The 20417-nt window shown below is 44.7% G+C and carries 22 protein-coding genes; 10 read left to right on the top strand and 12 right to left on the bottom strand.

What is annotated here, in order from left to right; genetic code table 11:
* Positions 1-22 precede the first annotated feature (22 nt).
* Positions 23-1300, top strand: a complete 1278-nt coding sequence (locus AZI85_RS01295) for a carbohydrate porin (protein WP_253720776.1) — start codon at positions 23-25, stop codon at positions 1298-1300.
* A 30-nt stretch (positions 1301-1330) separates the two neighbouring features.
* On the opposite strand, the gene AZI85_RS01290 is transcribed toward AZI85_RS01295, so the two are convergent.
* Both AZI85_RS01290 and AZI85_RS01285 read right to left on the bottom strand, forming a co-directional pair.
* Positions 1331-3073, bottom strand: coding sequence for a hypothetical protein (locus AZI85_RS01290; protein ID WP_063242375.1), 1743 nt, complete (start codon positions 3071-3073; stop codon positions 1331-1333).
* Positions 3074-3152: 79 nt separating this feature from the next.
* Positions 3153-3671 (bottom strand): asparaginase domain-containing protein, encoded by a 519-nt coding sequence (locus AZI85_RS01285; protein ID WP_063242374.1) that lies wholly within the window; start codon positions 3669-3671, stop codon positions 3153-3155.
* 13 nt (positions 3672-3684) lie between these two features.
* On the opposite strand from AZI85_RS01285, the gene AZI85_RS01280 reads away from it, so the two are divergent.
* Positions 3685-4338, top strand: a complete 654-nt coding sequence (locus AZI85_RS01280; RefSeq protein ID WP_172795285.1) for a hypothetical protein — start codon at positions 3685-3687, stop codon at positions 4336-4338.
* Here AZI85_RS01280 and AZI85_RS01275 read toward each other — a convergent pair.
* The 3 genes from AZI85_RS01275 to AZI85_RS01265 all read right to left on the bottom strand — a co-directional run bounded on the left by AZI85_RS01275 (position 4325) and on the right by AZI85_RS01265 (position 5964).
* Entirely contained in the window at positions 4325-4804 is a 480-nt protein-coding gene (locus AZI85_RS01275) for a GreA/GreB family elongation factor (RefSeq protein WP_063242372.1), read from the bottom strand. The two genes, AZI85_RS01280 and AZI85_RS01275, sit on opposite strands and share 14 nt — an antisense overlap.
* A gap of 55 nt (positions 4805-4859) precedes the next feature.
* Positions 4860-5399, bottom strand: a complete 540-nt coding sequence (locus AZI85_RS01270; protein WP_063242371.1) for a DUF924 family protein — start codon at positions 5397-5399, stop codon at positions 4860-4862.
* A 79-nt stretch (positions 5400-5478) separates the two neighbouring features.
* The gene (locus tag AZI85_RS01265; RefSeq protein ID WP_063242370.1) at positions 5479-5964 is read right to left on the bottom strand and encodes an Hsp20/alpha crystallin family protein; all 486 of its coding nucleotides are present in this window, start codon (positions 5962-5964) and stop codon (positions 5479-5481) included.
* Between the two features lie 164 nt (positions 5965-6128).
* Here AZI85_RS01265 and AZI85_RS01260 point away from each other — a divergent pair, with 164 nt between their 5' ends.
* Positions 6129-7526, top strand: coding sequence for an NAD(P)H-binding protein (locus AZI85_RS01260; protein ID WP_063242369.1), 1398 nt, complete (start codon positions 6129-6131; stop codon positions 7524-7526).
* Here AZI85_RS01260 and AZI85_RS01255 read toward each other — a convergent pair.
* Both AZI85_RS01255 and AZI85_RS01250 read right to left on the bottom strand, forming a co-directional pair.
* Positions 7505-9229 carry a glycosyltransferase family 39 protein gene (locus tag AZI85_RS01255; RefSeq protein ID WP_063242368.1) on the bottom strand — a complete coding sequence of 575 codons (1725 nt, stop codon included), beginning with the start codon at positions 9227-9229 and terminating at the stop codon, positions 7505-7507. The two genes, AZI85_RS01260 and AZI85_RS01255, sit on opposite strands and share 22 nt — an antisense overlap.
* Positions 9230-9327: 98 nt before the next feature.
* Positions 9328-9702, bottom strand: a complete 375-nt coding sequence (locus tag AZI85_RS01250; RefSeq protein ID WP_063242648.1) for a hypothetical protein — start codon at positions 9700-9702, stop codon at positions 9328-9330.
* A 121-nt stretch (positions 9703-9823) separates the two neighbouring features.
* Here AZI85_RS01250 and ubiG point away from each other — a divergent pair, with 121 nt between their 5' ends.
* Together ubiG and AZI85_RS17485 are read left to right on the top strand one after the other, a co-directional pair.
* Positions 9824-10594 carry a bifunctional 2-polyprenyl-6-hydroxyphenol methylase/3-demethylubiquinol 3-O-methyltransferase UbiG gene (gene ubiG / locus AZI85_RS01245; RefSeq protein WP_253720775.1) on the top strand — a complete coding sequence of 257 codons (771 nt, stop codon included), beginning with the start codon at positions 9824-9826 and terminating at the stop codon, positions 10592-10594.
* A 61-nt stretch (positions 10595-10655) separates the two neighbouring features.
* Positions 10656-11189: a DUF1772 domain-containing protein gene (locus AZI85_RS17485; RefSeq protein WP_081110869.1), complete on the top strand. Its 534-nt coding sequence runs from the start codon at positions 10656-10658 to the stop codon at positions 11187-11189.
* On the opposite strand, the gene AZI85_RS01240 is transcribed toward AZI85_RS17485, so the two are convergent.
* A complete protein-coding gene (locus AZI85_RS01240) occupies positions 11116-12678 on the bottom strand; it encodes a B12-binding domain-containing radical SAM protein (protein WP_063242367.1) in 1563 nt (520 codons plus the stop codon). The genes AZI85_RS17485 and AZI85_RS01240 overlap by 74 nt on opposite strands.
* Before the next feature lie 109 nt (positions 12679-12787).
* Between AZI85_RS01240 and AZI85_RS01235 the strand changes: the two genes are divergently transcribed.
* Positions 12788-14017 (top strand): M20/M25/M40 family metallo-hydrolase, encoded by a 1230-nt coding sequence (locus AZI85_RS01235; protein WP_081110868.1) that lies wholly within the window; start codon positions 12788-12790, stop codon positions 14015-14017.
* Between the two features lie 54 nt (positions 14018-14071).
* Here AZI85_RS01235 and AZI85_RS01230 read toward each other — a convergent pair whose 3' ends face one another.
* Complete coding sequence (locus AZI85_RS01230) at positions 14072-14992, bottom strand: LysR family transcriptional regulator (RefSeq protein WP_063242365.1); 921 nt, start codon at positions 14990-14992, stop codon at positions 14072-14074.
* A gap of 203 nt (positions 14993-15195) precedes the next feature.
* Between AZI85_RS01230 and AZI85_RS01225 the strand changes: the two genes are divergently transcribed.
* The 4 genes from AZI85_RS01225 to AZI85_RS01210 all read left to right on the top strand — a co-directional run bounded on the left by AZI85_RS01225 (position 15196) and on the right by AZI85_RS01210 (position 17226).
* A complete protein-coding gene (locus tag AZI85_RS01225) occupies positions 15196-15576 on the top strand; it encodes an HPF/RaiA family ribosome-associated protein (protein WP_063242364.1) in 381 nt (126 codons plus the stop codon).
* Between the two features lie 34 nt (positions 15577-15610).
* On the top strand, positions 15611-16159 hold the full coding sequence (locus tag AZI85_RS01220; protein ID WP_063242363.1) for a BON domain-containing protein: 549 nt from the start codon (positions 15611-15613) through the stop codon (positions 16157-16159).
* A gap of 62 nt (positions 16160-16221) precedes the next feature.
* Positions 16222-16410: a hypothetical protein gene (locus tag AZI85_RS01215; protein ID WP_172795284.1), complete on the top strand. Its 189-nt coding sequence runs from the start codon at positions 16222-16224 to the stop codon at positions 16408-16410.
* Positions 16411-16644: 234 nt separating this feature from the next.
* On the top strand, positions 16645-17226 hold the full coding sequence (locus AZI85_RS01210; protein ID WP_063242361.1) for a flavodoxin family protein: 582 nt from the start codon (positions 16645-16647) through the stop codon (positions 17224-17226).
* A 119-nt stretch (positions 17227-17345) separates the two neighbouring features.
* Here the strand turns inward: AZI85_RS01210 and AZI85_RS01205 are convergent, their stop codons facing one another.
* The 3 genes from AZI85_RS01205 to AZI85_RS01195 all read right to left on the bottom strand — a co-directional run bounded on the left by AZI85_RS01205 (position 17346) and on the right by AZI85_RS01195 (position 20415).
* Positions 17346-17969 (bottom strand): superoxide dismutase, encoded by a 624-nt coding sequence (locus AZI85_RS01205; RefSeq protein ID WP_063242360.1) that lies wholly within the window; start codon positions 17967-17969, stop codon positions 17346-17348.
* A 54-nt stretch (positions 17970-18023) separates the two neighbouring features.
* The gene (gene speE / locus AZI85_RS01200) at positions 18024-19313 is read right to left on the bottom strand and encodes a polyamine aminopropyltransferase (RefSeq protein WP_063242359.1); all 1290 of its coding nucleotides are present in this window, start codon (positions 19311-19313) and stop codon (positions 18024-18026) included.
* 181 nt (positions 19314-19494) lie between these two features.
* Complete coding sequence (locus tag AZI85_RS01195) at positions 19495-20415, bottom strand: class I SAM-dependent methyltransferase (protein WP_063242358.1); 921 nt, start codon at positions 20413-20415, stop codon at positions 19495-19497.
* Positions 20416-20417 lie beyond the last annotated feature (2 nt).

Raw genomic sequence — 20417 nt, 5'->3', positions numbered from 1 at the left:
TCAGCTTTTTCAAGAGGTGAGGGTGAAAAGTATTAAGTGGTTCGTAATTTGTATGTTGTCATCGTCCGTGAGCTTTGCCATGAACGCGGATTTTATTGGCTACTTACGTGGCGGAACGGGAGTGAATTTCGAAGGTGGAAAACAAGATTGTTTTTTCAATTCCGGAATCCCTGGTAATTTCCTACGTTTAGGTAATGAGTGCGGTTTCTATTCGGAACTTGCGATGGTGTTCCACCATAAAAAACCTGAGGAACAAGACTCGGTATTTTTTAGAACGCAGGTCCGTTTGATGTTCAATTCCAAAGGGACACGTCAGTGGGAAGCTGCGGCAAATAGGGACATGAGTCAAATCGAAGCCTTCGTTACGGCGGGTGGATTTACCGATATTCCTGGAGAATTCTGGGTTGGAAAACGCTTTTACCGTGACGTCGATTTGTACATTTTTGACTGGTACTACTATGCGGATATGAGCGGTGTTGGAGCGGGGATTGATAATATTCCTGTCGATGCCGGTGGAAAATTTGCGATCGCGCATTTGATTCAAGCAAATGATGATCTTTCCGCAACCACGGCAGGTCGTCCCGTGTTGCAAGCGGTGGATCTTCGTTGGAAAACGATTCCCGTTTTTGCCGAACAAAATTTAAATTTGTGGGGCGTTTACGCTTGGGCCCAAGCAAGTTCTGATGGAACAACATCGTACATCGATACGAATGGATATTCGATTTCAGCGCGCTTGAATGGTTCTGTGCTTGATGGAAATAACAATACGACAATCTTATACGGTAAAGGCGCGATGAAAGATTTAAATATCTACGCAAGCAGTGCCGTTCCTTCAACAGACGACAGTCAGAACAAAGCCTGGACGTTGCGTTTAGTGGAAGATTGGAATCACGATGTAACCGATCGCTGGGCGGTGATGTTCGGCTTTGCGGCTGAAATCGGTGACAACGGAAATGATGAAAACAATCACCGTGAATGGCAAGAGATCGGTATTCGTCCGATTTATTTTGTCTCGGATCGCTTTCAATGGGTTTTTGAAACAGGTTATTCTCGCTTCAAAGACGAATCAGAAGTGGATGGAGGCGGAAATCCCGTGGGAGCGCGCGAGTTGAGTCGTGTGTCGTTAGCTCCGCAGTTGTCTTTCAGTAAAACGATCTGGGGGCGCCCGGTAATGAGAGCTTTCGTCAGTCACTCTATGTGGTCGAACTCGAATAAGGAAATCATTGGCGGAGCAAATTCGGCCTTTAGAGATAAAACGGCCGGAACAAGTTTTGGTTACCAGTTTGAAGCTTGGTTCTAATGAAAAGGCGTCTGGATAAGACGCCTTTTTTTATTTTAAATCCGTTCGATCTAAAATGTATTTTAATAAAGTTTCGCGAGTGATGCCTCGCTCTTGCAAGGGCTCTTGGCTTTCGATCAGAGCTTTTTCTTTCACCCAGGATTTAATGCTACTTACAGTGGATTTGGATCTTGGCGTAAAACCTTGCACTAAATCAAGACACAGACCGCGAGCGGCCCCTTCGTTCGGAGAATAATCTCTGACGATGAGGTAGCTATTGCGACGCCATTCACTTTGGGTATTGATACTAGGATAGACACGGTTTTTTATTTCGGCCCATACGTCGCAGTATTCACTATTCGTCATCTCGGGCTTCATGCGATAAGTATAAATCTTCACGACGTCTAAAATCCAATCCGCTGCTTCAGGTGCCAACTCTTGAGTCAGCTCTTTTTTCAAGCCTTTAAATTTTAAATTACTAATACGCAGTTTTTCGTCGTAAAGCGATTGCGGAACGAGGCCCGGAAATTTATTGATGTTTTGCTTTTGCCAAACTTGGGTGGCTTCATAGTCGACGCAGTTCGCGAAGAAACTCACCGGAGAACGTCCCACGATACTTTGATAATAGCTTTGGCGACACGAGTTTTTAATGGCGTCTTTTTGCTCGCGAGAAAATGAAATTCCGGCATCTACTTGCTTTTGATACTGTGTTTTCAGTGTCGGCTGAGAGCACGCGGCATTAGAAGTAAACTCCAGTCCGTCAAAAACTAAAAGTTTGATCAGGTTGTATTTGCTTGATGAGGTTCTTTTTAGAAGTGTGGGATTAAAGCGATAAGCTGTCACGCTTTCCGCAAAATCTTCAAAAGGATTTGTTTCCCCATAGCGAGAGACGAAGGGGTGCCCTTGCTGGGCTTTTCTTTTCTGAGCTTCAAACTCTCCGTTAGAATTTTCTTTCCAATTACTTAAGGCCAACCAAGCATTGGATCTGTCGTAATCGGAAAAATGATTGTCAGAATAGTTATGAGCCACTTCATGATAAAGTGTGTACTGACGCATGATCGAAGACTGACGTGACCAACTGTCAAAAAGCTCTATCGAGGCATTGGCTAAAACCGTATCTCCATCACTGCCATAAGCGGCTCGAGTGTAGCCGCGCTTAAACTTGATCAACTGCTTATTTGATTGAAAGGGAATTTGCTCGGGACGGATTAATTCAAAAACGCGAATGACGTCTGCAATTTCCGAGCTGCTAAAAGCATCGGCGTTCTTGAAGGAGTAGCGAGAGGTGTTCACATCAAACTGCTCCATCAAGTACATCATTTGCGGTCCGACCGCTGCGCCGAAAATTTTCTGAGACGCACACAAGGCTTTTTTACACTGAGGGTTTACGTTAAACGCCTCTTGAAAGTTTTTTGGTGCTCCCTCAATGGTTTGTTCGCGCGCCGGCGAAAGAAGTTTCGCTAAGGCCAGAACAAGTTCGGGTCGTTCATCTTCAAGAAGAATTCCGCTGATGTAAACGTGACCGCCTTCGTATCCGGGGCTCGCGGGTTTTTTAGCGTAATAATCCAGAATATCTTTTGTTGCTGTCGGAAGCTTTACGCGACAAGTGGCTTTTTCGACCTGGGAGGCATTCGCCGACCACCAGTTCATTTCTTCAGCCGCAGGAATGCGTTCCTCGTTAAGCTGCAATGGAACCAAAGTGTCATAAGAAGCCTGAGGCTGGACTTTCGTCTGGAAGTGCGTGCACGAGATCAGAACAAAAACGGAAGCTAAAATTAAGGAAAAGAATTTCAAGCTGCACTCCTCGATAAGTCTAAAGACTTCTTCTCGGAGTTTTCTTAGATACCGTGAGACTCAAAGTGAGATTTTAAGACTAGAAACTTTCGAAAGTCCCTTTTTCTCTGTTCTTGCGAACGTGAGGAACCGTGAATACTTGGTTGTGAAAGGAAATGTAAAAACCAGGTTGCATAAGTTTTGCGGTCAACAGAGCTTCCGTGACGTTTTGAGCCGCATCGCTGTCTTCAAACCCCATCGGAATCATAGCTCCAGTAAACACGACGGGTACGGCAGGTGTTCCCAAAACCTGATAACAATGTTCCGCCGTGACACTCATAGTATCTGTGCCATGCAAAATAACGATCGGACATCCTCTTTGCATTTGATCTTTGATGGTGGCCGAGATTAAGGCACGATCGGCATCCGTCATGTACAAAGAGTCTTTGCTTAAAAGCGGATAAACCATGATGTTCGTGTAGGGAAGGCGCATTTTCGAAAGAATGCGGTTGCGGATGCTTGTTCCGCGATTTTCAAGTGAGCCATCGAACTCGTTGTAAGTTTTTTCGATGGTTCCACCAGTAGTGATGATAACGACGTCTTGAATTGCATTTCCCATGGATTTGGATCCTATGCTAAGATTTTTAAAACAGCAAGGATCGGCATTGGGCTCATTGATTTCTCATCTGACACAGTCGCAGCAAAAAGAACTTTTAGCAGACCTCAACTATCTAAATATGCAAGAGATTAAGAGGTTCTGTCGTTTGCATGATCTTCCCTTAAACATCCATGCGGAGTATAAAAAAGGCGTTCTAAAAAAGACTTCTGAACTGGATCGAAAAGGAGTGGTGTTAGACCGAGTCCGCACTTATTTGAAGTCCGGAAAAGTTCCAGGGCCTTCCGTTATTGCTAACAAAATGATCGCTCAAAAAGTTCCCGCAAAAATCGACGGCAAAACTCCTTTGTTATTTGGCTTGTATAAAAATCGTGAGGCAAAGGTTCTGAAGGTGCTCCAAGAAATCACCGGTGGAAAATTCCGTTTCGGGGCTTTAGCGCAAGAATTGTCTCGGGAAATTTGGATTCAGGGAAAGAAAATGAGTTTTGCCGCTTTCGGGAAATTGTGGCTCAAAGAAACGGCAAGCACTGACAAAGTTCATCCCGAATGGGCTTTTTTGACGGATTTATCAGCGGGTACAGCCGGTAAGGATTGGAAGGCTCTTCGTCAAAAAAAAGCAAAAGCCGTCATGGCGGAGTTAAATAAAATTCCAGTCCCTACCAAATATTGATGATTTCGTATTCGCGCACCTGATCGCCATTTTCGACAACGGCGATGTCTCCTTGGCGAAGATCTTGGAGCGCTTCTCCTAAAGGGCTGCTGGGCGTGACGATTTGAACTGTACGTCCCTCAAATTTGACGTTCACGCCACCGCCTTTGACGACGATGAAAAAGAAACTGTGTTTTCCGTTGAATTCAACTTCAACCAGAGCGGTAGAATTGATTTTGTCACCGGGACCGAAAGTCTTAACATCCAAGTGCTTAAGGATGACCAAAAGCTCTTCAATCTCAGAAATTCTTTTTGCTTGAGCCCCCGCCAGATAAGAAGCTTCCAAACCCCGAGTGTCATACTCATTTTCAGGTTTGCTTTCTTCATGGGTCGCGGCTTCGTAAGTGGCTAGTGCGGCCTGTTTGGCAACGGACAAATCGTTTTCCAGCTGTGTGCGAATGGCTTCTACCAGTTTCTTTTTATCCAAAACAGACCTCTCTGAAATCAGTATGACCGTTTGCCAGAAAGAGGGCAACCGCCTTTTAGAATGAAGAACCGGGCTGCTTTAAAAATTCAAGTTCTTCGGGCGTTGAAATGCGTCCAAGAGCTTTATTTCGGTGCGGGTAACGACCATAGGTTTCGATGATTTTTTTATGCATCAATTCAAATTTAAGACCGTTCTCGAGACCTTTTTGTGAAAAAAGTTTCACTGCCTCTTCGTGCGCTTGCAAGTCTTCACTGTGCATAAAGGGCATGTAAAAGAAATGTCTTTGTACGACAGGCAGGCGTTGATCGTCACCGACACGAATAGCTTCTTTCGCTAAATGCAGGGCTAATTCATCTTGTGCGAAAGCCTGCGAAGAATCGCGAAAAAGATTTCTGGAAAATTGATCAAGCACAATAATTTCAGCAAGACGACCTTCAGGTGTCCCACGCCAGGCATGAGTTTTTCCTGCGACGACGTCTTTAAAAACATCGAAAAAGCGGCGGCGGATTTGCTGATCAAAAAGTTCATCTTTCATGAACCACAGACTGGGATCAATTTCCTCGAACCAAAAATCAATGATGGCTTGGTAATTCATAATCTCAGTCTAAGGGAGCGGGGAGGGGTTGTCAAAAAAGAGAGGGCTCGGCGGGGAGCCGAGCCCTAGGGAAGAGGGATTAGTGAGCTGAGTTCGTAGAGGATGTGTCCTCACCCACTTTTTTAGAACCGATCAGCTTTTCAAAAAAGCCGCCGGATTTAGATTGAATTTCGATGCTGCGAGGTTTCGCAGCAGCTGCTTTAGGTAAATACATATTGAGCACGCCATCCTCGTAGTTTGCTTCGATTTTTTCGACGTCTACGGTTTTTGGCAAAGTGAATCTCTTCGTGAAAGATTCCGCGCTGTTACCGCGTTTTCTTTCGCCTGAGATACTTAGAACGTTGTCGTTCAGCTCAATTTTAAGATCTTCTTTTTTAATTCCAGGCAGATCGACACCTAGCAAGTAATGATCTTCTGTTTCAGAGACTTCAAATGCAGGTGTAAAACTACGCTCAGAATTCGTATTTGCAGACGTAGCAAAGCTTTCAAACATGCGCTCTACTTCGTCAAAAAGATCTGTGGCAAAAGGTCTGCGATTTGTCATATAGGGTGTGAGTGTTCTCATAAAAACCTCCTTTAAGAGTCTTTGAGTTCTTACACTTCAAACATGGGATTGGAGATTTTCTTGTCAAGGCAGTGAAAGTCCTTAAAATAAAAAACGTAAAGCCCCATGTGTTCGAAAAAAAATTTGTCAAGGTGCTGGCTTTAGGTCAGAAGGAGTTTTTTTAAATGAAAATCGCCGTAGCGGGAGCCAGCGGATTTGTGGGGAAAGCTCTTATTCAAGAGCTTAAAAAGAGCCATCAGGTGATTGCTCTGAGTCGCTCCGCAAAGAAAGCTAAATCTGACAGTGAAGTTGAATGGCGGGCCTGCGATCTTTTTAGTTTGCTGGACGCGGAAAAGGCTTTAAAGGATGTGGACGTCGCAATTTATTTAGTCCATTCCATGCGTCCTTCCGCGCACCTGACTCAAGGAACCTTTGATGATTTTGATTTGATCGTGGCTGATAACTTCGTGCGCGCGGCGGAGAAAAATCATGTGAAGCAAATCATTTATCTGGGCGGAATGCGCCCGGATAATGCTCCGGATTTATCGCGACATTTACGAAGTCGCTGGGAAGTGGAAGAGGTTTTTAAAAACAGCACTATTCCCGCAACCGTTTTGCGGGCGGCGATTATTCTGGGACCGGAGGGGTCTTCATTTCAAATCATGGCTCGCTTAGTAGCTCGACTGCCCTTGATGATTTGTCCCTCGTGGACGAACACTTTGAGTCAGCCCGTCGCTTTGAAGGACGTGGTTCAAAGCATTCTTTACTGTGCTGAAAACGGTGATACCTATAATAAAGTTTTCGATATTGGCGGAACGGCGATTAGTTATCGAGAGATGATGCAGAAAATAGCCGATCAAATGGGATTGAAGCGCTCAATGCTTCGCTTTCCCTTTTTAACTCCGCAGCTTTCAACGTTGTGGGTTTGTTTGATAACTCAAGCTCCTTGGTCTTTGGTGTCACCTTTAGTCAAAGGTTTGCGATATGATTTATTGATTGATCCCAAGCGCGCCTTGGTAATTCCCAATCATAATTTTGCCGATGTCGACATGGCCTTAAAAGAAGCGTTGATTGACTACGATCCGCATAAGAAACCGTTGGCATTCAAAGGCACTGAAGTCGGTAAGCACGTCGTGCGTTCTGTCCAACGCTTGCCTTTGCCGCCCGGAAAAACAGCAGAGTCGGTGGCGCACGCCTACTTGGATTTTTTACCGACACTGCCGGCCTTTTTAAAAGTGGATGTCGAGGGTCGTTGGGTTTATTTCCGTTGGCGTTTTCCAGATACAAAACTTTTGGTGTTGGAATATGCGCCCGAACGAAGCTGGTCTCATCGTCAGCTCTTTTATGTGCGAGGCGGATTGTTAGCGGCAAAAACGGAGCGGGGCCGACTGGAGTTTCGCGAGATCCTTGGTGGTAAAGCCGTCATTGCCGCCATCCATGATTTTGTTCCACGCATGCCTTGGTATGTGTATCGATGGACACAAGCTTACTTTCATCTTTGGGTGATGAAACAATTCGGTCGCTACTTAAAACGAAATAAAAAGCAGCGTCCGAATAAACGTCAAATTCCGCGACCTTCGTAAGCTTCTTCCATTTCCGGATCGCGCGTGGGAAGCAAGGCTCTTACTCTCTCAAAAGCCCATGCTAAACCGGCCGACGACCAGATAATAAGGACCGCGTCGAAAGGGACGCGAAACCTGTTTTCAGATTTGAAAAACCACACAGTGAAAAATAGGGTTAACATCAATAAAGCGGCGACTTTCGAATAGTCGTCATTCTTTCTTGCGTAAGCTAGAGCCCCGATCACGGTGAAAGGAAGAAGGAAGAAGTGAAAGAACTCTTCCCAGTCCAAGAAGAGCGAACGCATCGGCGTTTCACCTACAGGCCATAACATATTTCCGGCAAACAAATAGTAAACATAGCGAAAGCTTTCAGCGAGTACCCAGGGATTTTCTTGAATACATTTGAAGCCCTCGTTCCAAAAGTAGTTCTGATCTGTGAAAGGACGAGGCCACTGTTTGAAGGTTCTTTCGCCCGTCACCGTAAAAAGAGGCGACATCCAACGACTGCCTTGTGAATCTTGGTTGTCTTTAGAGGGACATTTTCCTTCAACAAAGTTCAAAGCGCCAGCGGTAGGTCCTAGGTAAGATTTCCCATAATGAGCCTTCGTCCAAACAAGATGGGGAATGGCGATGAGCATACAGCCCAATCCTAATGCAAACACCTTGGAGATTCCTTGAAGCAGATTTTTGCGATCACGATAGAGTAACCACAAAGAAAATGCCGGTAAGAAAAACGCGTGATTTCCTTTAAAGTAAAAAGCCGTCATTAAAAGGGCGCCGATAAGAAAGTAACCGGTCCATCTTTCTTTCTTTAAAGTCTTTAAAATAAAATACAAGGAAAGCGTGATTAAAAAGGCATAGGCATTTTCAGCCAGATGCAAGGACGCCATAGCAGCCTGAGGAATATGAATCGCTGCAAAGAAAAGACTGATGAATCCCGCCAGTCTTCCAAATCGTTCTCGCACCATAAGATAGATCAGTACGACGATGCCCCAAGAAAAGAAAACTTGAGTCCAATTGAAAAGCTCAAAGCCTCCAAGATCGCGAATCCATTGTGACCAAAGCGTGAATCCAATCGGTTGAAAAAGTTGATTGGCATTGAAGGAATGCCGTGAAATTTCCCATGCTCTTTGAAAATAAGCCGACATATCGGAAAAAAGACTGAACTCGGGTGGATAGGTAATAAACACAAACCAAAAGCGCAGAACGAAGGCTCCGCAAAGAGCAAAAACAACGGCGATACGTTCTGAATTATCATCGGCGGGAATAAGTGCGAAGAGCAGTACACTTAAACTCAGAAGGAAAAAAATAAGTCCACCCACAAGTTTTGGCTCAGACCAATCTTTATCTAAGATCACTCCGTGAAGGTCCCCGCGAGTGCTACCAGCAATATGCCATTGCGTTTCGCTAAAAAGAAAGGCCGCCGTTTTTGTCAGCGAAAGACCTTTTTTATTGTCACAAACTTTTGAAAGCTCGGTCGGGATATTCCAATCCCCTTTAGTTGTTGTAAGAGAATGAACGCAATTGCGGGTGCGAAGAAGAAGCTTATCTAAGGCAAAAATTCTTCCGGGTGTTGTAAAGCTTAACCAATACAGACCTTCCGGCGTCCCGCGGTGATTGAGAGTGGAAGGGGCTTTATTGTAAAGCTTAAGATCAGGTTGAATGAAGTTTGCATTGTAAGGACGAGGTGAAAGATAAAAGAACCACGCCAGTCCTAAAACCATGCCGGTTATGCCTATGAGTGAAAGTAAATGTGTGCGCTTTATCATGAGTGGGCAAGGGTTTAACCGTGCCGTGGACTCATTCACAAGTTACGAAAGATTTAGTGAACAAGTCGTAATAGTGAGCCGCTATGAAGGGTCACCAGCAGGCAATAAGGAAGTGTATAGCAGAAAAGAACTCCCCAAGGCTTGGTATTGTGAAACAAGTGCAAACCTGTAATTACAAAAAGTAAGGGCGCAAAAGCCGCCAAACTTAGTGGAACAGCAAAATTAATGATAAGAAAAATTCCGAAAACAATTTCGATCAGTTTCACTGCGGGCATGATGAATTTTGTTTCGATACAAGCCGTAACAAACTGATCTATCACCGGGCTTGCTGGCGGGATTTTAATCCATTGGAAAAATCCGTTCAGTCCCCAGAAGACCATCTGCATAGCGAAAGCCCATCGCACGGCGATCTCAAAGTATTCACTCATGTATGTCAGTCTATATGATTTTTGCTCCGGGGCAACCCTGTGATTCTTACCACTGGACTTCGCCAATACTCCCCCGAAACTTGCGCCCTTTGATAGCTTGAAAGCAACGAGAGGAGCTTGCATGGATATGGATCTCGCAAAATTTGATAAAGAGATCGTCAACAACGAAGCCTATGATCACTTGGCGGAGCGCTGGTATGAAGCGCAGGATGACCCCATCGCCTTGCTGCGGAATCAACACAAAGTGGAGATGCCTTGGATCTTGGAAGAAATCCGCCGCAACATTGGTTATCGCGCCGAGATTTTGGATATGGGTTGTGGTGCCGGCTTTCTTTCAAACGATCTAGCACTGGCGGGCCATTCAGTGCAGGGAATAGATTTATCGACATCCAGCTTGAAGGTTGCGGAAGACCGCGATGTCACTCACACCGTTCGCTACCAACAGGGTGATGTCTATGCAGTGCCTTTTGAGAAAGAAAGTTTCGATGTGGTCTGTGCGATGGATCTGCTTGAGCACGTATCAGATCCCCGTCGCGTGATTGCTGAGGCCACGCGCGTCCTGCGTCCCGGGGGACTCTTCTTTTTTAATACTTTCGCGAAGAATCCACTGGCATGGCTGGTTGTTATCAAAGGGATGGAGTGGTTCGTAAAGAACACACCGAAGGATTACCACGTGTATTCTTTATTTATCGATCCAGAACAAATGAGGGAGTGGGCAGATGAAAGCGGATTGGAAGTTATGCAGATTCGCGGAATACGTCCCGTCTTCGCGCAGAAAGCGATGTTTGAGCTTATTCGCACGGGTGTTGTCCCGAAAGATTTTCGTTTCAAATTTACAAAGCTCCCGCTTATCGCATACACGGGATACGCCAAGAAAATGCGTGAGCATTAAAGACTTCTTAATTTCAAAAAAGAAACTTGTGACGCTTTGACACGGAGTTTATAGATGTCGCATGAACGTTTCGGCACTTTTGAGATATACCAGTCTTCTGCTGGTGGGTCTGATGGCAGGAAGCTCTTTTGCTTTCGTGCTGGGAATGGGACCTGCCATGGAGAAGCTCTCTGCGGCTGCGTATATCGAACTTCATCAAAACTTGGATCCGGCATTCACAGCGTGGAATCCGTTTCTTTATTTCGTGGTGACTGTCACCATTGCTGCTAATTTGTATCTCATTCGTCACGAATGGAAGTCTTTGGAATTTCTTTTGGTTTTATTTGCGCTGATTTGTGTGATTGATGAATTACTCATGACGTGGACGGGAAATCTGCCGTTAAACCGTGCCGTTCATTCTTGGCAGATGCTTGCACCTCCGACGGATTGGGTGGAGGTGCGTTCGCAGTGGCTAAGATTTATGTACATTCGCTGTGCTCTATTAGTAACTAGTTTTGGGCTTCTGCTGGCGTCCAGCTTCTTTATGAAACGGTCTCTGCCTTCCCCGCAAGGTGTCTTTGTTGTCTCTTCGGAATGGCAGAAGTCACCTCTTTAGTGCCTGTCTTTTTTACTAAATTTTCTTTTAAGAATTTCGGTAAATCGGTTTTACCAGTTAAAGAATAATCTTCCATAATCAAGGCTTTAGCTTCGTCGGCAGGCCATTGCAGTTCCTCTTTTAGATAAACATAGGCCGATTCAAATAAACTCAGCTGAGAGATTCCAAACGACTGGGCATATCTTTGCGTAAGGAACGTATTAAATTCAAAGAATTGCCAGAAGAAGGACTTATCTTCTCGCGCCTGCGCTTTTTCACGAAGGACGTTGACGAATTTTTTAAAGCTTCCGCTATTAGCGTAAAGATCCCAGTACTTTGCAAAGCGATTCATAACCTGCAAGGTATCGAAGTTCATACTCTTCGTGCGTAAGATCTGAAAGGGCGGATGATCCGAATAGACCATTTGCCATTCTTTATCATGACGAGCAATCGGCGCCCCTTTAAGGCGTTTTAGAATTCCCACCTGAATTTCATGAGGACGTAAAGCCGCTAGAATATCAAAACCTTTGGCAAAGCTTTCAAGGTCTTCTCCGGGAAGGCCCGCAATCAAATCGGCATGAGTGTGAACACCTGTTTCTTCTGCAAGGAAGCGGAAATTGTCTTTTACTTTCTCATAGTCATTGCGACGACTCACCAGACGAGCGACTTCGGGATTCCAGGTTTGAATTCCGATCTCAAACTGCAATGCTCCTGCAGGAAATTTTTTAATCAGATCGCGAATTTCCAAAGGCAAACGATCTGGCACCATCTCAAAGTGCAAGAACAAACCTAAATCAATACGATCCAAAAAGAATTGCAGGATGGTTGTACAAGTTGTCGGACTTAAATTGAAAGTTCGGTCGATGAACTTAAATTGACGGGCGCCGCGATCTAAGAGCTTTTGCATCTCTGTTAAAAAATCGGCAAGTTCAAAACTTCGCACGGCCTTATCCAGCGAAGAAAGACAATATTCACAACGGTAAGGGCATCCTCTTGAGACTTCGACATAGATCACGCGGTTTTGGATGTCTTCATCCGTATAAAGCTCATAAGGCGATTTGATTTTTTTGATATCTGGAAGAGCGCCAGAGATAAACTTTGTTTCTGGAAGAATCCCGTTATCTAAAGCATTTTTGCAGAATTCATAGAAAAGAAAATCGGCTTCACCCTTGATGGTGAAATCCGCTATTTGACAGATTTTTTGCGTTTCCGATTCGTGACTGACCTCAGGTCCCCCCAGTACTACGATCGTGTCGGGACTGATTCTTTTCAGTAAAGAGACGAGTTCTAAAGACTCTTGGGCGTTCCAGATATAAACGCCTAAGCCGATGATCTTCGCATTTTGACGCAGTAAAGCCTCGGCGATATCGCGGGGATCCTTTTGAATGGTGAACTCCATGATCTGAGCGCGTTCTTGCAGATCTCCCAGATTGGCCATTAGGTAGCGCAATCCAAAGGAACTATGGGGATAACTTGAGTTCAGAGTAACCAGCAAAATGTCTTTGTTCATAGGGCGCACCTTACTGCATGTTGAAAAAATAAGCGAATTGTCTTTGCCAACCTGAGGACAAATTCGATACGATTACGTGACGGTAATTTATTTTTCAAAGGATTGAATTATGAAAACTGCCACGATGGCACTTTTATTCGTCGCAGCGACGGCTTCGGCCCATGTTGCGCCTCTTGAAAGCTTCGAAACCAAGCCTATTCTCGCAGATCTCAAAGATCTTAGAGCCTTGAACATTCCGGTTTTAGCTAAAGATGAACGTATCGAGGTGGGTTACGCGATCGTTACTCCCATCATGCAACAAAGAATTCAAGAGCGCGCTCACCAAGTAGGGAAGTGCGGTGGATTTGAAGATCTCAGCCAGGATGTCATGTTGCATTCAAATGGCTTTGATAAAATGTTGCAAAGTCTGGCCGATATTCAGGAGAAAAACGAGCTTTACGAAAGAGCTCCATTTAAAATCCTGTCTTTAACCAAAGATGCAAAAATCGAAGCGGCATTGACGGAAGTTAGTGAAAGCAATCTTCGCAGTTATGTGACTTGGCTTTCTTCTTTTCCGAACAGGAACAATCGCGATCCTCAACCCAACCGCCACGTTGACGAAATGAAACAACGTCTGGAAGCAATGCTAGGAAACGCGACGATTCCCTACGAGATTTCAATCATCAGTCACACTTCGACAAAACAAAATACGATCCGGGTTCGTTTGCCTGGTTCCGAAAGACCTAACGAGATCGTTGTCCTGGGTGGTCACCTTGATTCGATCAACCAATCTTGGGGCGGAGATAAAGCAGCACCGGGAGCGGATGACAATGCCTCGGGTTCAGCGAATTTGATCGAAGCTTTGCGTATCTTGATGAATAAGGAGCAACCCAAACGCACCGTCGAGATTTTCTGGTACGCGGGTGAAGAGTCAGGACTTCTAGGATCTGCGGAAGTTGCAAAACAGTATAAAGCAGAAAAGAAAGATGTTGTGGCTGTTCTTCAGCTGGATATGACTTTGTTCCCAGGCTCTGGCGAGCTTGTGATCGGAAGCATGACTGATTTTACCAGTGCTTGGCTTCGCGACTATCTTAAGGCGATGAACGAGACGTATCTGCATGCACGTGTTGTTGACGACAAATGCGGATATGGCTGTAGTGACCACGCCTCTTGGAATCGTCAGGGGTATCCCGCTTTGATGCCGTTTGAAGCAACATTTAGAAATAGCAATCAGAATATTCACACGGCAAAAGATGTGATTTCTCCGGCGTCGAACTTCAAGCATTCTGCGGTTTACACAAAGATTGCGTTGGTCATGGCAATGGATTTGGCGAACAGCCAGGCTCGCCAACCGTACTAAAGATTATTCTGAAATTTTAAATTCATTAAAGGCACAAGGGCTTCCTTTGTGCCTTTAATATTTTTCAAGTCTCTTGATGCTGTTTTTCACTTCTTCCACGGTGTCATCGTAGTGATCATCCTTACGGCCTAAAAGATAAAGACTGTGTTTCCAGTAACCTGTTTTAGGCCCCAGTAAAGTGATCGTGCCGTTATTCACTTCGTCTAAAAGATAAGGCACGGGCATAAATCCGACACCAGCGCCATCGACAATGGCTCTTCCGACGACAGAAATAATATCGCTTTCAAGCACTACTTTTTTTCGCGCTTTGATTTCCTGAAAGTACAGATCCGTTTCGTGGCGTAATTTCATTTTGTAAGAAGGAATAATTAAACCCCAAGGAACCGCATTTAAAAAATCCACCGCAGAGGTGTTTCGGGAAGTGCGGATCTTCATGTCTTTCAAGTTCTTACTAGAAACCATCAGATTGACCGGCATATTCGCCGAGGCCAACTCTTTCACGTCTTCTGCATAGATGGGTTTATTCGTTAATACCAAATCAATTTCTTCACTGCGCAATTGGTTGACCAAAACTTCAGAGGGCGCTGAGCTGACAAAAAAAGTTTTTTCAATGTTTCTTCGTTTTTCGCGAATCAGTGGACTTAATAAATCGGCGATGAAGGGACGCTCTACTTGATCTGTGACACCGATACGGATTTTCTGACTTTGTTTTTCAGTCGGTGAACGCAGACTTTCAGCAAACTCATTGGCAATGTCGAATATCTTTTTAGAATAAGCGTAAGCCTTTTCCCCGTCGGGAGTGAGCTGTAAGTTGCGACCTTTTTTTTCGAATAACTTTTGATCAATGGCAGATTCAAAAACTTTCAGCTGCGAGCTGAGCGACGGCTGACTGATATGTAAGTACTTAGCGGCATTACTAACGCCACCTAGACGAGCTGTTACATAAAAGTAATAAAGATGGTTGTAGTTGAACATGAAACTGGACCCCCGGATGACAGCGTTTTCTTGGCTCCTTTTTGGAACTGGTTTTTCGACGTGTCACTGTAAGTGTTGAAGTTCCCTCAAATTTCTATTTTGCAGCCCTGCAAATATATAGTTTTAAACTAAGTAAGTCATCCAAATTATATATTTAAAGAAATCATGGTTGTTAGCGATAATAAAGGCAGAAGGAGGTAGATATGCAAACAGACATCTACTACAGAGACATCACTAAGACTGAAAACCTAGAAGCTTATTTGTTGGAAAAGGTGGAAGGTACAGTCGAAGACTTCTTTAAATACGATAGTGGTGCTCATCTCACAGTGCGGGTGGAAACAGATCGCCATCGATCGCAGACTCGTAAGCCCAGCTATATCTGTGAGGTCATTCTTAAAGCTTCCTACATCCGTAAAGTCATTAAAGTGCGTAAGACGGATGAGAACTTTAAGCGATGTGTAGCTAACACCGTAGACGCTTTGAAAGTAATCTTAAGTAAACAGTCCTCTTTAAAATCTCAGCACCGCCGTCGTGATCCGGCTTTGAATTATCAACCGGAATCATGGGAAGACGGTGTGGCGTAATTGAAAATTTGAACTGAGACAGAAGGAGCAGCTTATGAATACTCTTCTTAAGAAAAACCATGAAGATTGCGAACTAGCTCAAAAACTACGTGAACGGATTAAATGGGATAAGAGAGTAAGTGAAGCTGACCTCGATATTGTCGTCCGTGGAGGTGTAGTCATTGTCAGTGGCTGCGTTGATACCTCATACAAAAAGAATGCTGCACTGGAAGCGATCTCTGACACCGAAGGCGTTTGGGCCGTGGAAGATCGAATAGTAGTTCCAGTAGATTTTCATAGAACGGATGGCGAAATTTCGGAAATCCTGATGTCGGAGCTGACGGAAATGATCAAGATCGATGGAGAGCATATTGAAATCGATGTGATGAACGGAGTCGTAAAACTTTACGGCGAAGTCTTCCGTCCTCGACTGAAAGCGATGGCCGATGCCTCAGCTTGGGAACTCTCCGGGGTGAAGGACGTCATTAATTTCATCGAAATTAAAGACCCACCTCGCCGAGTTCCCCTTACTACCGATGAATACCAACCTCTGTTCCACAACCCCGGAACAGATTTTGAGGAAACTCTGAAGGAGGTTTCTTGATGACGAGAGAAACAACATAATTGCGGTCCTTTTCCCATCCCTCCATAATGGGCGCCCTTTCTGTGGCGCCCTTCTTTTTTTCTTTGATCGAAGACGGAAATTTATTTTTGGAAGCAGAGTTGGGTGCTGGCGCTTCGGTCGGCACGCCTTCCGGGCTCGGTTGCCGCCGAGGCTGCGCCTCGGTTCGCGCCATCGTGGCGCCGGCAAAGGCCGACCTTCGCATCAGCACCCAACTCTGCTTCCAAAAATAAATTTCCTTCGACAGAAGAAAAGAAGAAGGGCTACAGACGGAAGCTTGGTGGGTTGGTTTAAAAGTTATTGTGGTTTTCTGGCGGCTTCGCCGCGTTTTCTGCTTGCGGCTGGCTTTCGGTGGGAGTTGAGTTGAAATGGTTGGTTCTTTTTGATTGCTTCTTATGGTGGATTTTTCTTTTCAGCTATGGTGCTTTGTTTTTGATGTTTGTTGTTAAAGTCGGGATACTTTTTGTATGAAAAAGATTTTGGTTTTTAATGGAAGTCCGGCTGGGGATGGTGGGAATTGTGCTCGGTGGGTTTCTTGGATTTTGAAGTGTTTTAAGAAATTGGGTGTGGATTGTTCTGTGGAAGTTGTGCATTTGAAGGCGGCTTCTTATGGGGCTTCTTTGAAGAAGAAGATTTCGGCGGCGGATGGGTTTGTTTTTGTTACGGGGACTTATTGGGATTCTTGGGGGAGTCCTTTGCAGAAGTTGCTTGAAGAGATGACCGAGCTTGAGGGGACTTCTTCTTTGATGGGGAAGCCTTGTGCGGTGTTTGTATTGATGCATTCTGTGGGTGGGAAGTCGGTGCTTTCTCGTCTTCAAGGGGTGTTATCAACTATGGGGCTTTTGATTCCGCCTATGAGTGGGATGGTTTATTCTTTGGTTTCTGAGGTGGCGCTTCGTTCGAAGTCTTCGCATCGGGATGACTTTTGGCAAAAGGAAGATGCGCTTCTTATTCTTTCGAACTTAGTGAAGGCTTGCGATTATCGCGTGGATTGGGAAACTTGGCCGGTCGATAAAAAGGATCCTCGTCGGATCTGGATGAAAAATTAGATTTGTTAGAATGTTTGTCTCGCAGGAGCGCAGGAGTCTTACTGATTGCGCTTAGCAGTGCAAAAAAGAAGCAGGCACTTCTAAAAAAAAGGCTGCGCTAGGCAGCCTTTTTTAAGAAACTACGTCATTGATTTCGTCAAATCGCGAACTTTTTTGGAAGCATAGTTTTCTGAAACGAAGTTCCAGTTGATTTGATTCCAGAAAGTCTCAAGGTATTTTTGACGAAGATTGCGGTAATCAACGTAGTACGCGTGTTCCCAAACGTCAGCAACCATCAATGGAGTTGGGCCGTTGTTTGTGAATGGAACTTGTGCGTTTGAAGTTGATACTAGGCTTAATTTGCCAGAAGCATCTGTGCAAAGCCAGATCCAGCCTGAACCGAAAGTCTTCATACCGCCATCAACGAATTTTGCTTTCAACTCGTCCATAGAACCGAAGTCGCGTTTGATCGCGGCATCAAGATCTGCAGAAGGTTGACCGCCTTTACCTTGCGGAGCCATGTTGAACCAATAGAATGTGTGGTTCCAGCCCTGAGCTGCGTTGTTAAATACGCCGCCAGAAGAAGAAAGTACGATCTCTTCTAGAGATTTACCTTTCAACGATGAGTCTGTTTCCATCATCTTATTCAAGTTGTCCAAATAAGCTTTGTGATGTTTGTCGTAGTGATAGTTCATTTGTTCTTCATTGAACAAAGGAGCTAAGTCAGTTTTTGCGTAGGGAAGTGTTGGAAGTTTGAACATTATTACGCCTCCTGTTGTCTAATGAAAGTATAATGAAAACAGGAGGCGGTCTATTAATTAAGCATTTTCGCCAAGCATCGTTCTGACGAAGGTTGGCAAAGTGAACGCAGCAGAGTGCAGCTCTTCGTTGTAGTACTTCAGACCTTTGGCTGAAGAGAATTGGCGCGCTTTGTCTTTGTTGAAGTCTTTCGCAGGGTGATAGTTTCCTTTTACACCGACTTGCAAGCTCCACATTCCTGATGGGTACGTTGTGGCGTGGAAAAGCATCGTGTGGACGTTGGATTTTCCAAAAATGCCTTTTAAGCAAGAGTTCAGCTCAACGAAAGTGCCTTCATGGAACATCGGCGATTCACCTTGAGTGATGATGATACCGCCTTCTTTCAATGCGTTTTTGCAGTTGTTGTAGAAGTCGGCCGTGAAAAGACCTTTTGCTGGACCTACGGGGTCCGAACCGTCAACGATGATCACGTCATAAGAGTTGGCGGCCGCGTCTTTCACGAATTGAATGCCGTCACCGATAATAAGATTCAATTTCGGATTACCGAATTCAGATGCGATTTTTGGAAGATGTTGTTTCGATGCGCGCACAACAGCTTCGTCGATTTCGACCATCGTCACTTTTTCGATGTGATCGTATTTGAAAAGCTCGCGGATTGTACCGCCGTCACCGCCACCGATGACTAGAATATTTTTCGCGTTTCCGTGGGCTTGCATCACGGGGTGAGAAATCATCTCATGATAGTGGAACTCATCACGCTCTGTACACATCACCATGTTATTGATCGCCAAGAATTTACCGTGAGAATAAGAATCCAAAACGCGCACGCGTTGGAACGGATTTGTTTCGTCGAACAACACGTCACCTGTGTAGCGCAAAGACAAAGCTTGGTTTTCATCTTTATCCGTAAACCATACGTTGCGCTCGATTTGGAAACCTTTCTTCAAATCGAAAGAAGGCTCTGTGCGCAAATGCTTTGGTTGGAAATCAGATTTTTGGATCACGTGCAAAGATCCACGATTCATTTCGATCGCAGAGTAATTGGCTTGGAAAGCTTTTTTCAAATGCTCAAAAGAAACCCAAGGATCTACAGAATCACCGCAAGTGAAAAGATCGACAGCGGCATATCTGTATTCAGGCCATGTATGGATGGCCAAATGGCTTTCCTGGATCACCACCACACCACTCACACCCCAAGGAGAGAAATGGTGAAAGGTCGAATTAATAACCGTAGCTCCGGCAATTTGAGCGGCATCAATCATGCTTTTTTCGATGATCGATACATCGTTCAAAACCTCGGCGTTACAACCACTGAACTCAACTAAAATATGGCGACCTAAAGCTTTCAATTCCGTGCCCTCCCAGGGAAAATTGGTATTTTGTTGGAAAAGGGGGGTTCTAGGTCCTTTTGACCCCCCATGCAAGAATTTTCTTCAGAGAATTTCAGTCGGTCAAACTTAGATATTCTGCTCTAAAGCACGAAGCGCGCTCAGCAGCGTTCAGAGCGGCTTTCGACAGGGAAAATCTGTTTTATTTGTGTTTTATCTCGAAGCAGTTGTGAATTTTTTTATCGTGAAAGTCTTGTGGAATGGATTCTTCGGTTAAATCTTTCACGGTGTATTTGGCCTGAATTTGTTCTGACAGTTTAAACTTTCTTTTGTTGTTGGAAAAATAAAGGACTCCACCGGGCAAAAGTAGACTCATGCACGCATTCACTAGGAAGTCCTGATCTCGCTCGACCTCAAAAGTGTCTTCCATTTTTTTTGAATTCGAAAATGTCGGGGGATCCAAGAAAATCATGTCGTACATAGGGTTGTTCTGGTTCAGTCGTAGCCATTCCAAAACATCGGCATTCACGAAGGTGTGAGCCTCGGGATCAAGGTTATTCAGGGTGAAGTTTTCTTGCGCCCAGCGAAGATAGGTTTGCGACATATCAACACTCGTGGTTTTTGCTCCTGCCAAGGCTGCAAAAACGCTGACGGATCCCGTATAGCAAAACAGGTTCAAAAACTTTTTATCTTTGGCGTTTTTAAAGACCTTCTGGCGCATCGGACGGTGATCCAGGAAAAGGCCGGTGTCCAAATAGTCATAAAGGTTCACTTTCAAAACGGCTTGGCTTTCTTGAATTGTGAAAGTCTGACTTTTTTCGCCTAATTTTTCGTACTGTTTAAGCCCTTCTTGGCGCTCACGCTTTTTGATGACCATGTGTTCGTCATCACTTTTAAAAAGGGCCTTCAAAGCCTCTGTGACGTGAGGAAGGTGGTTTTTGTCTTTATCGCGAATGGGATCACTTTTGTCGTAGATCACATAGAAGTTTTTATAGATATCGACGATAAACGGGTACTCAGGAATATCACGGTCATAAAGACGGAAGGCCTCGATTTTGTTGCGGTCGGCCCAGCTTTTTAGTTTTTTATAGTTCTTTTCAAGACGGTTCTTAATCATATCCATGG

This window comes from Bdellovibrio bacteriovorus (assembly GCF_001592755.1).
In the GTDB taxonomy this organism is placed as follows: domain Bacteria; phylum Bdellovibrionota; class Bdellovibrionia; order Bdellovibrionales; family Bdellovibrionaceae; genus Bdellovibrio; species Bdellovibrio bacteriovorus_E.
The sequence above is the reverse complement of the archived record's forward strand: the minus strand, read 5'-3'. Positions and strand labels throughout refer to the sequence as shown.